The organism is Microbacterium resistens NBRC 103078 (assembly GCF_001552355.1).
In the GTDB taxonomy this organism is placed as follows: Bacteria; Actinomycetota; Actinomycetes; order Actinomycetales; family Microbacteriaceae; genus Microbacterium; species Microbacterium resistens.
Genome location: NZ_BCRA01000016.1, coordinates 62,299 through 74,265, shown reverse-complemented (window position 1 = coordinate 74,265; position 11,967 = coordinate 62,299). Strand labels below are relative to the sequence as shown.

Sequence of the window (11,967 nt, the reverse complement as noted above, 5' to 3'; positions counted from 1 at the left end):
CGCCGCTCGACCCTGGCGGTGGACAGCGCCGGGGGCTACGTCTCCGCGGCGCTGGCCGAGGACGGATGGCGGGTGCGCCTCGACACCGCCGCGGCGGACGCGGGCGAACGCCGCCGCGCCATCGCGGAGGCCGTCGCCACGGCGGACGCGACCGGCTTCCGCGTGGTCGTCCTCGTGGACCGGATCGACACGGATCCGGCGCAGCGAGAGCTCGTCGCCGAGGTCGCCGAGGCCGCGCCCACGGCCGCCGTGGTGAACGTGGGCCTTCCGGCCGGAGCCGGCGCCGTGACCCTGCCGGTGATCGACGTCCGTGCCGCCAGCAGGATCGGATCGGCGCTCGCGCGCGAGAGGCTGGTCGGGGCGGGACGATGAGCGGGGGTGCGACCGACGGCCACGCCGACGGACGCAGCGCCGACGTCATCGCGGTGGTCCGTGGAGCCCTCGGGCGGCTGAGCGCCGCGGAGGCGCGGGTCGCCGAGCAGGTGCTGGCGGATCCGACCCTCGTCGTGGACCTGGCCATCAACGACCTCGCCCGCCTGTGCGGGACGTCGCTGTCGACGGTGGCGCGGTTCGCCCAGACGATCGGGTTCAGCGGCTATCGCGAGCTGCGGGTCGCGTTCGCCCGTGCGGTGGCCGTGGAGCAGGCCGAGCGGGAGCGCTTCGGGCTCGACGACTCCGTGATCGACCTGGACGACGGGATCGAGACGGTCGCGGCGAAGATCGCCGCGCGCGAGGTGGGCGCGATCGAGCAGACCGTGCTCAGCGTCGACTTCGCCGCGGTGGACCGCGCCGCCGCCGCGATCGCGCAGGCGTCCCGCGTCGAGCTGTTCGGGCAGGCGGCGTCCTCGCTCACCGCGCAGGACATGCGGTTCAAGCTCGCGCGGATCGGGTGCGCGGCGACCCACTCGCCGGATCCGCACATCGCCCTCGCCGCGGCGGCGCTGCTGGGTGCCGGCGACGTGGCCCTGGCGATCTCGCACGGCGGCGAGACCGCCGAGACGATCCGCGCCGCCGAGGTGGCCGGGGAGGCCGGTGCGCTGGTCGTGGCGCTGACGAACGCGCCGGACTCTCCGCTGACCCGGGTCGCGGACGTCGCGCTGCTCACCCGCGCGAAGGAGGCGCCGCTGCGCATGGCCGCGATGTCGAGCCGCATCGCCCAGCTCGCCCTGCTCGACGTCCTCTTCGTCCGCGTCGTCCAGCATCGCGGGGAGGGCGTGAACGAGCCGCTGCGCGCGACGCGCCGCGCCGTCCGCGGCACCTGACCCCCGGGTCGTCCCGGGTTCGGGGCCCGCATCGGGGTCCGGTCGTGGCCAGGTTTGGGGCGCGCGTCGGGGTTCGGTCGCGGTCGGTTGGGGCGCGCGTTGGGGTTCTGGGGTCGGCGGTGGGGCCGGATTCCCCCGGAACGGATCCCGATCCGTGGGCGATCCCCGGTCGTTGAGCGAGGAGCGCAGCGACGAGACGAAACGGGTGGGGTGGTGCGCCGTTTCGTCTCGCTGCGCTCGCTCAACGACCGGGAGGCGCGGCAAGCGACCGCGACGGGGTTGGGTCGCGGTCGGTTGGGGCGCGCGTTGGGGTTCTGGGGTCGGCGGTGGGGCCGGATTCCCCCGGAATGGACCCCGATCCGTGGGTGATCCCCGGTCGTTGAGCGAGGAGCGCAGCGACGAGACGAAACGGACGAGACGAGACGAGACGGGGCGGGCCGGACGGGGCGGGTCAGGCGACGTGGTCGCGGGTGCTGCCGAGCGCACGGGTCGCGATGCGATGGGCACGGGAGACGCAGCCGCCGAGCGACAGCCCCGCGAGCACCCCGCCGAGGAACCCGGCGGCGAACGCATCGCCCGCGCCGATCGTCTCGACCACGGGGGCGGCCAGCGCCGGCGCCTCCACGCTCTCCGCGCCGTCGAAGGCCACCGCCCCGTCGGTCCGGGTCACGACGAGGTGCCTCGGCTCCGGGATCATCCGTCGCAGCTGTGCGGCGTCGCCCGTGCCGAGCACCGCGGCGGCGTCCGTCTCGCTGCACTGCACGATGTCCGCGGCGGACATGTAGGCGCGCAGGATCTCCCGCCCCTCGTCCTCGCGGCCCCGCCAGAGAGCCGATCGCCAGTTCAGATCGAAGCTCACCAGGCGCTCGCCGCGACCGGCGAACAGCTCGTCCTGTGCGGCGCGGGCGCCGGGGGAGAGGGCGGGGGTGATCCCGGTCGTGTGCACGAGGGCCGCTTCATCGAGGAGCCGAGAAGCGGCAGGGGCGCGCAGGACGGCGGGGGAGAGGCGGCTCGCGGCGGATCCGGCGCGGTAGTAGTGCATCACACCGTCGACCGAGCCGTCGGGTCGAGCGGCGAGCTCCTTCACGTACAGTCCGGTGGGTGCCTCCGGGTCGACCTCGACCGCGGTGGCGTCCACGCCGTGCTCGGCGAGCTCCGCCAGGAGGAAGCGCCCGAAGCCGTCGTCGCCCACGCGGGAGATCACCGCGGCGCGCCCGCCCGCGGAGGCCAGGGCGATCGCGACGTTCCACTCGGCCCCGGCCAGCGACCGGTGGAACGAGCGGCTGTTCTCCAAAGGGCCGGCCGTGGTCGGCACGAGGGCCACCAGGCCTTCGCCGAAGCAGGCGACCAGAGGGGTGTCGGGCACGAGGCAGACGATACCGGATACCGGTATTCATGTCCTGAGGGCCGGTCGATCGCGCAGATATACCCCACCGGCGCGCGGAGGTCAAGAATCACGCTGGACATGTCGTGAAATCCGTCGTATAGTTGATCGTTGCGCCTCACTCCTCCCTGCCCTCATATGGTGGTCGGCAGAAACCCCGCACGTCCCGCCTGCTCACGCGGTGACTTCCGTGCGGGTCCGAGCGACGCGGCGCACTCCACCTGACGACAGAGGAATCGAGACGCCCCCTCGGGGCTCACGGAGGTTATTCCCTTGGCTGCTGCTCGCAACGCATCCACTCCCACCACCAACAAGAACGGACGCGGTGCATCCCGCCTCTCGTTCGCCAAGATCTCCGACACGCTGACGGTCCCCGACCTGCTGGCCCTGCAGACCGAGTCGTTCGACTGGCTCGTCGGCAACGAGGCGTGGCGCAACCGCGTCGCCGAGGCCAAGGCCGCCGGGCGCAAGGACGTCGCCGAGGTCAGCGGACTGGAGGAGATCTTCGAGGAGATCTCCCCGATCGAGGACCTCAGCGAGACGATGCAGCTGTCGTTCACGAACCCGTACCTCGAGCCGGAGAAGTACTCCATCGAGGAGTGCAAGGAGCGCGGCAAGACCTACGCGGCCCCGCTGTACGTCGAGGCCGAGTTCATGAACCACCAGACCGGTGAGATCAAGACCCAGACGGTCTTCATGGGCGACTTCCCGCTGCAGACCGACAAGGGCACGTTCATCATCAACGGCACCGAGCGCGTCGTCGTCTCGCAGCTCGTGCGCTCGCCCGGCGTCTACTTCGACAAGACCCCGGACAAGACCTCCGACAAGGACATCGTCTCTGCGCGCGTCATCCCGAGCCGTGGCGCGTGGCTCGAGTTCGAGATCGACAAGCGCGACCAGGTCGGCGTGCGCATCGACCGCAAGCGCAAGCAGTCCGTCACCGTCTTCCTGAAGGCGCTGGGGATGAGCAGCGAGGAGATCCTCGCCGAGTTCGCCGGCTTCCCCTCGATCGAGGAGACGCTCGCGAAGGACACGATCCTCACCAAGGAGGACGCGCTCCGCGACATCTACCGCAAGCTCCGTCCGGGCGAGCAGGTCGCCGCCGAGGCCGCCCGCGCGCTGCTGGACAACTTCTACTTCAACCCGAAGCGCTACGACCTGGCCAAGGTCGGCCGGTACAAGATCAACCAGAAGCTGGGCCTGGACCAGCCGCTGAGCGACTCGGTCCTGACCGTCAAGGACATCGTCGAGACGATCAAGTACCTGGTGCGCCTGCACGCGGGCGTGGAGACCTTCGAGGGCATCCGCGGCGGCAAGACGACCGAGATCCGCCTCGCCACCGACGACATCGACAACTTCGGCAACCGTCGTATCCGCGCCGTCGGCGAGCTCATCCAGAACCAGGTCCGCACGGGTCTGTCCCGCATGGAGCGCGTCGTCCGCGAGCGCATGACCACGCAGGACATCGAGGCGATCACCCCGCAGACCCTGATCAACGTGCGCCCCGTCGTCGCCGCGATCAAGGAGTTCTTCGGCACCTCGCAGCTGTCGCAGTTCATGGATCAGAACAACCCGCTCGCGGGCCTGACCCACAAGCGCCGCCTGTCGGCGCTGGGCCCCGGTGGTCTGAGCCGTGACCGCGCCGGCGTCGAGGTGCGCGACGTGCACCCCTCGCACTACGGCCGCATGTGCCCCATCGAGACCCCGGAAGGCCCGAACATCGGCCTGATCGGCTCGCTGGCCACCTTCGCGCGCATCAACTCCTTCGGGTTCATCGAGACCCCGTACCGCCGGGTCGAGAACGGCACCGTCACCGACCAGATCGACTACCTGTCGGCGGCCGAGGAGATCGACTACAACATCGCCCAGGCGAACGCCCCGCTCGACAAGAACGGCCGCTTCACCGAGAGCCACGTGCTCGCGCGCCCCAAGGGCGGCAGCGGTGAGGTCGACCTGTTCCTCCCCGAGGAGATCGGCTACATCGACGTCTCGCCGCGCCAGATGGTGTCGGTCGCGACCTCGCTCGTGCCGTTCCTGGAGCACGACGACGCCCAGCGCGCGCTCATGGGCGCGAACATGCAGCGTCAGGCCGTGCCGCTGCTGCGCAGCGAGTCGCCGCTGGTCGGCACCGGTATGGAGGGCTACGCCGCCATCGACGCCGGTGACGTGATCACCGCGACCAAGGCGGGCGTCGTCAGCGAGGTCTCCGCGGACCGCGTCGTGGTCATGCTCGACGAGGGCGGCACGCAGGAGTACTACCTGCGCAAGTTCGACCGCTCCAACCACGGCACGAGCTACAACCAGCGGGTCGTCGTGTCCGCGGGTGAGCGCGTGGAGGTCGGCGAGGTCATCGCCGACGGACCCGCCACCGAGAACGGCGAGCTCGCGCTGGGCAAGAACCTCCTCGTGGCGTTCATGACCTGGGAGGGTCACAACTTCGAGGACGCGATCATCCTCAGCCAGGACCTGGTGAAGGACGACACCCTCTCCTCGATCCACATCGAGGAGTACGAGGTCGACGCGCGCGACACGAAGCTCGGCAAGGAGGAGATCACCCGTGACCTCCCCAACGTCAGCCCGGAGCTGCTGAAGGACCTGGACGAGCGCGGCATCATCCGCATCGGCGCCGAGGTCCGCCCCGGCGACATCCTCGTCGGCAAGGTCACGCCGAAGGGCGAGACCGAGCTCAGCGCCGAGGAGCGCCTGCTCCGCGCGATCTTCAACGAGAAGAGCCGCGAGGTCCGCGACACGTCGCTGAAGGTGCCCCACGGCGAGCAGGGGACCGTCATCGCGGTCAAGGAGTTCAACGCCGAGGACGGCGACGACGAGCTGGGCTCGGGCGTCAACCGCCGCGTCGTGGTCTTCATCGCCCAGAAGCGCAAGATCACCGAGGGCGACAAGCTCGCGGGCCGTCACGGCAACAAGGGCGTCATCGCGAAGATCCTCCCCGTCGAGGACATGCCGTTCCTCGCGGACGGCACGCCGGTCGACGTGATCCTGAACCCGCTCGGCATCCCGGGCCGCATGAACTTCGGCCAGGTGCTGGAGACCCACCTCGGGTGGATCGCGAAGCAGGGCTGGAAGATCGAGGGCACCCCGGAGTGGGCCGCGCGTCTGCCGGAGCAGGCGTTCGACGTCGCCCCGGGCACCAAGGTCGCGACCCCGGTGTTCGACGGCGCCAGCGAGGAGGAGATCTCGGGTCTGCTCGACTCGACGATCCCGACGCGCGACGGCGACCGCCTCATCGACTCGACCGGGAAGACGACCCTGTTCGACGGTCGGTCGGGCGAGCCGTTCCCGGGCCAGATCTCGGTGGGCTACATGTACATCCTGAAGCTGCACCACCTCGTGGACGACAAGATCCACGCGCGGTCGACGGGTCCCTACTCGATGATCACCCAGCAGCCGCTCGGCGGTAAGGCCCAGTTCGGCGGCCAGCGCTTCGGTGAGATGGAGGTGTGGGCGCTCGAGGCCTACGGTGCCGCGTACGCCCTGCAGGAGCTCCTCACGATCAAGTCCGACGACATCCTCGGCCGCGTCAAGGTCTACGAGGCGATCGTCAAGGGCGAGAACATCCAGGAGCCGGGCATCCCCGAGTCGTTCAAGGTGCTCATGAAGGAGATGCAGTCGCTCTGCCTGAACGTCGAGGTGCTCTCGGCCGACGGCACGGCGGTCAACCTCCGTGACACCGACGACGAGGCGTTCCGGGCTGCGGAGGAGCTGGGGATCAACATCTCCAGCCGCTTCGAGTCCGCCTCGATCGACGAGATCTGATCTCAGCCAGACCCACTTCTTCAGAGAATTTCGACACAGGAGAACTAGTGCTCGACGCAACAACTTTCGATGAGCTTCGCATCGGTCTGGCCACCGCCGACGACATCCGTCGTTGGTCCTACGGCGAGGTCAAGAAGCCCGAGACGATCAACTACCGCACGCTGAAGCCGGAGAAGGACGGCCTCTTCGGCGAGCAGATCTTCGGCCCCTCCCGCGACTGGGAGTGCGCCTGCGGCAAGTACAAGCGCGTCCGCTTCAAGGGCATCGTGTGCGAGCGATGCGGCGTGGAGGTCACCAAGAGCTCCGTCCGCCGCGAGCGCATGGGCCACATCGAGCTCGCCGCGCCCGTCACCCACATCTGGTACTTCAAGGGCGTGCCCTCGCGCCTCGGGTACCTGCTCGACATGGCGCCGAAGGACCTCGAGAAGGTCATCTACTTCGCCGCGTACATGGTGATCTCCGTGGACGAGGACGCGCGCCACCGCGACCTCGCCACGCAGGAGAACAACATCCGTCTCGAGCTGAAGACGCTCGGCGACCGCCGCGACGCCAAGATCGCGGAGCGCCTGGCCAAGCTGGAGGAGGAGCTCGCCGCTCTCGAGGCGGAGGGCGCCAAGGCCGACGCCAAGAAGAAGGTCAAGGACGCCGCCGAGAAGGAGATGTCCCAGATCCGCAAGGGCGCCGACGAGGCGATCGCCAAGCTCGAGCGCGTGTGGGAGGACTTCCGCACGCTCGAGGTCGGCGCGCTGCGCCCGGAGGACGACGTCTTCCACGAGCTGCAGGACCGCTTCGGCCAGTACTTCGAGGCCCACATGGGCGCCGAGGCGATCCAGAAGCGCCTGGAGAGCTTCGACCTGGCCGGCGAGGCGGAGAACCTGCGCCTGCAGATCGCCGAGGGCAAGGGCCAGCGCAAGATCCGTGCGATCAAGCGCCTGAAGGTCGTGAACTCCTTCCTCGAGACCGGCATGAGCCCGGCCTCGATGGTGCTGGACGTCGTTCCGGTGATCCCGCCGGAGCTGCGCCCGATGGTGCAGCTGGACGGTGGCCGCTTCGCGACCTCCGACCTCAACGACCTGTACCGTCGCGTGATCAACCGCAACAACCGCCTCCGTCGCCTGATCGACCTCGGTGCCCCCGAGATCATCGTCAACAACGAGAAGCGGATGCTGCAGGAGGCCGTCGACGCGCTGTTCGACAACGGCCGCCGCGGTCGTCCCGTCACCGGCACCGGCAACCGCGCCCTGAAGTCCCTCAGCGACATGCTGAAGGGCAAGCAGGGTCGCTTCCGCCAGAACCTGCTCGGCAAGCGCGTCGACTACTCCGGCCGTTCGGTCATCGTGGTCGGCCCGCAGCTGAAGCTGCACCAGTGCGGTCTGCCCAAGCAGATGGCGCTGGAGCTGTTCAAGCCGTTCGTGATCAAGCGCCTGATCGACCTCGGTCACTCGCAGAACATCAAGGCCGCCAAGCGCGCCGTGGAGCGCACGCGCCCCGAGGTGTGGGACGTGCTCGAGGAGATCATCCGCGAGCGTCCGGTGCTGCTGAACCGCGCCCCCACCCTGCACCGCCTGGGCATCCAGGCCTTCGAGCCGCAGCTCGTCGAGGGCAAGGCCATCCAGCTGCACCCGCTCGTCTGCGCCGCCTTCAACGCGGACTTCGACGGTGACCAGATGGCCGTGCACCTGCCGCTGTCGGTCGAGGCCCAGGCCGAGGCCCGCGTGCTGATGCTCGCGTCGAACAACATCCTGAAGCCGTCCGACGGCCGTCCGGTCACCCTGCCCTCGCAGGACATGATCATCGGCCTCCACCACCTGACCACGGTCAAGGAGGGGGCGGTCGGCGAGGGCCGTGCGTTCGGCTCGGTGTCCGAGGCGATCCTCGCCAAGGACGAGGGCACGCTCGACCTGCAGGCGAAGGTCCGCATCCGCATCCCGGGTCTGACCTTCCTCGAGGGCGAGGCCCCCGAGGGCTACGAGCGCCACGGTCTCGTGGACGCCTCGCTCGGCCAGGCGATCTTCAACGACGCCCTGCCGAAGGGCTACCCGTTCGTGCGCGAGGTCGCCGACAAGGGCAAGCTGTCGCAGATCGTCAACAAGCTGGCCGAGGAGTACCCGAAGGTCGAGACGGCGGCCACGCTGGACCGGATCAAGGACGCGGGCTTCTACTGGGCCACGCGCTCGGGTGTGACGGTCGCGCTGAGCGACATCCTCACCCCGCCGAACAAGGCGGAGATCGTCGCGGGCTACGAGAAGCAGGCCGCGAAGGTCCAGTCGCAGTACGAGAAGGGTCTCACCACCGACGCCGAGCGTCGTCAGGAGCTCATCAAGATCTGGACCGAGGCGACCGACGAGGTCCAGGCCGCGATGCGCGCCCACTTCCCGCAGGACAACACCATCAACCGCATGGTGTCCTCCGGCGCCCGTGGTAACTGGCTGCAGATCCGCAACATCGCGGGTATGCGAGGCCTGGTGAACAACCCGAAGGGTGAGATCATCCCGCGTCCGATCATCTCCTCGTACCGCGAGGGGCTGTCGGTGGCGGAGTACTTCATCGCGACGCACGGTACCCGGAAGGGTCTGGCCGACACTGCTCTCCGTACGGCGGACTCGGGCTACCTGACCCGTCGTCTGGTGGACGTCTCGCAGGATGTCATCATCCGCGAGGACGACTGCGGCACGTCGAAGGGCCTCGAGCTCCCTATCGCCGCGGTCGACTCGACCGGCACGCTGGTGCGCGACGCGAACGTGGAGAACTCCGTGTTCGCCCGCACGCTCGCGGTCGACGTCGTGGACGAGGCCGGCACGGTGCTCGCCACGGCGGGCGAGGACGTCGGCGACGTGCTCATCGACAAGCTGATCGACTCGGGCGTCACCTCGATCAAGGTCCGTTCGGTGCTGACCTGCGACTCGGCCGTCGGCGTGTGCGCGAAGTGCTACGGCCGTTCGCTCGCCACCGGCAAGACGGTGGACATCGGCGAGGCCGTCGGCATCATCGCGGCCCAGTCGATCGGTGAGCCCGGTACGCAGCTGACGATGCGTACCTTCCACACCGGTGGTTCGGCGTCGGCCGACGACATCACCCAGGGTCTGCCGCGCGTCACCGAGCTGTTCGAGGCGCGCACCCCGAAGGGCGCGTCGCCGATCGCCGAGGCGGACGGCCGGATCACCATCGAGGAGACCGACAAGTCCAAGAAGGTCATCCTGACGCCCGACAACGGCGACGAAGAGGTGGTCTACCCGGTCCTGAAGCGTGCGACGCTCCTCGTCGAGGACGGCCAGCACGTGGTCGTGGGCCAGCCCCTGCAGGTCGGCACGCTCGACCCCAAGGAGGTCATGCGCGTCCAGGGTGCGCGTGCCGCCCAGAAGTACCTCGTCGACGGGGTGCAGGGCGTGTACCGCTCGCAGGGTGTGCCGATCCACGACAAGCACATCGAGGTCATCGTGCGCCAGATGCTGCGGAAGGTCACGGTCGTCGACCACGGTGACACGACGCTGCTGCCGGGCGAGATGGTGGACTTCAAGAAGTACCAGGGCATCAACCGCGAGACGGTCGCCGAGGGCAAGCGCCCCGCGTCCGGCCGTCCCGAGCTGATGGGTATCACGAAGGCGTCGCTCGCGACCGAGTCGTGGCTGTCCGCCGCGTCCTTCCAGGAGACGACCCGCGTGCTCACGCAGGCCGCCATGGAGGGCAAGAGCGACCCGCTGGTCGGCCTCAAGGAGAACGTCATCATCGGTAAGCTCATCCCCGCCGGGACGGGCCTGCGCCGCTACCGCGACATCACGGTGGAGGCGACCGAGGAGGCCAAGAGCGAGCGTTACCCGAACCGGATCTTCGCATCCGACGGGGCGTACGCCGACGGCGACTTCGGCTACGTCGACTTCGACGCGTTCTCGACCGACGACATCACCCCCGGCACCTACAACTGATCGGATGAGCCCAGGGCCGCGTCGCGGCCGTGAACTCGGGTGATCGAAGGCCCCGGATCCTCGGATCCGGGGCCTTCGTCGTCCCTGCCTCTTCTGTTCTCCCGGGGGCGCAGGCGGGCGTGACCGCACGCGGGCTACGCTGGCCCGAGGAGGAGCGCATGAGCGAGCGGATCGTCGTGGTGGGGGAGGCCCGGATCGACGAGGTGCGCGACGAGCATGGTGCCCGGGAGACGGTGGCGGGGGCCGGCGCGGATCTGGCTCGTCGGCTCGCGCGAGGAGGCCACGGGGTGGTGCTGCTCACGCCGCTGGCGGACGACGAGGACGGGCGGCGGATCCGTGTCGTGATGGAGGATCATCGCGTGCGTGTGCTGCCGCTGGACGCGCCGGCCGGCACCGGGAGACGCCGGGTCGTGATCGGGGCCGGACGCGTGCAGGAGCACGGGCAGGGCACCGTGCCCTCCACGGGGCTCGGCGGTGCCGTCGCCGGGCTGCTGCACGCGGGGGCGCGCGCGGACCTCGGCGCGGATCCGATCGTGGTGGTGACGGAGGCGGAGCTGGTCGAGCCGCTCCGCGAGGCGCCCGTCGGGGTCGTGGACGGGTCGGAGGCCGACCCGCGGGTCCTGCGCGCCGGGACGGACCCGGATCGCGCCGACCGCATCGCCGACGCGGTGCGCACGGTGCGCAAGGACGCCGTGGGCGGCCCGGACGCGGACGAACGGCTCGCCCGCGCGCTCGCCCGCATCGCCACCTGAGCCGCCCCCAGCGGCCGATTTCCGGTGCCCGGCCGGGACAGGTATGATGGATCTTCGCGCCCCCGGTCGGCTGAAAAAGTGGGACGGGTGTGCACTGGCAAGTTGCCCGAGCGGCCAAAGGGAGCTGACTGTAAATCAGCCGCGTAATGCTTCGGGGGTTCGAATCCCTCACTTGCCACCAGACGAGAAGAGCGCCGGCCCGACGGGTCGGCGCTCTTCTCATTCTCGGACGGAGCGGGCTTGCGCGGAGCGGGATCAAGCGGAAGGCGAGGGGTCCTGACCAGCGACTGGTCAGGACCCTTCGGTCGTCTGCACCGTATTCTGCACCTGGGTGATCGTGCTGTTGACGTGTCGTTTTCTCTCCACGCTCTGGGTTGGCGGCCCGTTCAGCCTCTGCCCGGCCATCACGATCGGCGAGGTCACGAGGATCCGCAGGGCGACATCGTCGAACCGTTGCCAGGCGGCATCATGGGTGAGCGGCTCCAGTAGACCTCCCCCGGCCGTTCTCACCCGAAGACGATTCCGCGCCCAGAACGTCACAAACACGTCGATGGAAGAGGAACGGGCCGCGGCCGTGAAAAGTAGCCGTTCAGCGGCTACCGGAGCTTCTCATAGTCCTTGCCGTGGTCAATCCACCGGGTATGCGCTCGCATCCCGTGGAACACCCCCTGCCGAATAATGAAGTACAGGATCAGCGCGCCGAGGAGCGCGCCCAGCAGCGACAGTCCGATGCTGATGAGGGTCGCGAGGGCTGCGCTGGTATCAGGGTCCATGCGGCGACCATAGCGGTACAACGGCGAACCCTCTCGAGGGCGGAAGTAGCGGTCTTCTTCCTACCCGCGACTCTGCGTCGTCGGCGTTTAGCCGGTCGT

Annotated in this window: 7 protein-coding genes, 1 tRNA gene and 1 pseudogene; 6 read left to right on the top strand and 3 right to left on the bottom strand. The window is 69.3% G+C overall.

What is annotated here, in order from left to right; translation table 11 throughout:
• Window positions 1-372, top strand: a pseudogene (locus MR1_RS19980) (glycoside hydrolase family 3 N-terminal domain-containing protein); the annotation flags it as partial.
• Window positions 369-1,262: a MurR/RpiR family transcriptional regulator gene (locus tag MR1_RS03750; RefSeq protein ID WP_067243342.1), complete on the top strand. Its 894-nt coding sequence runs from the start codon at window positions 369-371 to the stop codon at window positions 1,260-1,262. The pseudogene MR1_RS19980 and the gene MR1_RS03750, both read left to right, overlap by 4 nt.
• Before the next feature lie 451 nt (window positions 1,263-1,713).
• On the opposite strand, the gene MR1_RS03745 is transcribed toward MR1_RS03750, so the two are convergent.
• Window positions 1,714-2,628, bottom strand: a complete 915-nt coding sequence (locus tag MR1_RS03745) for a sugar kinase (RefSeq protein WP_067243341.1) — start codon at window positions 2,626-2,628, stop codon at window positions 1,714-1,716.
• Window positions 2,629-2,919: 291 nt separating this feature from the next.
• Between MR1_RS03745 and rpoB the strand changes: the two genes are divergently transcribed.
• The 4 genes from rpoB (at window position 2,920) to MR1_RS03725 (ending at window position 11,276) form a co-directional block, all read left to right on the top strand.
• Window positions 2,920-6,420 carry a DNA-directed RNA polymerase subunit beta gene (gene rpoB / locus MR1_RS03740; protein WP_067243340.1) on the top strand — a complete coding sequence of 1,167 codons (3,501 nt, stop codon included), beginning with the start codon at window positions 2,920-2,922 and terminating at the stop codon, window positions 6,418-6,420.
• Window positions 6,421-6,467: 47 nt separating this feature from the next.
• Window positions 6,468-10,343, top strand: a complete 3,876-nt coding sequence (gene rpoC / locus MR1_RS03735; RefSeq protein WP_067243339.1) for a DNA-directed RNA polymerase subunit beta' — start codon at window positions 6,468-6,470, stop codon at window positions 10,341-10,343.
• A 158-nt stretch (window positions 10,344-10,501) separates the two neighbouring features.
• The gene (locus tag MR1_RS03730) at window positions 10,502-11,095 is read left to right on the top strand and encodes a carbohydrate kinase family protein (RefSeq protein WP_067243338.1); all 594 of its coding nucleotides are present in this window, start codon (window positions 10,502-10,504) and stop codon (window positions 11,093-11,095) included.
• Between the two features lie 96 nt (window positions 11,096-11,191).
• Window positions 11,192-11,276 (top strand) — tRNA-Tyr (locus MR1_RS03725).
• A gap of 110 nt (window positions 11,277-11,386) precedes the next feature.
• On the opposite strand, the gene MR1_RS03720 is transcribed toward MR1_RS03725, so the two are convergent.
• Window positions 11,387-11,605 (bottom strand): hypothetical protein, encoded by a 219-nt coding sequence (locus tag MR1_RS03720; RefSeq protein ID WP_067243337.1) that lies wholly within the window; start codon window positions 11,603-11,605, stop codon window positions 11,387-11,389.
• A gap of 86 nt (window positions 11,606-11,691) precedes the next feature.
• Window positions 11,692-11,868 carry a hypothetical protein gene (locus MR1_RS19655; RefSeq protein WP_157517887.1) on the bottom strand — a complete coding sequence of 59 codons (177 nt, stop codon included), beginning with the start codon at window positions 11,866-11,868 and terminating at the stop codon, window positions 11,692-11,694.
• Window positions 11,869-11,967 lie beyond the last annotated feature (99 nt).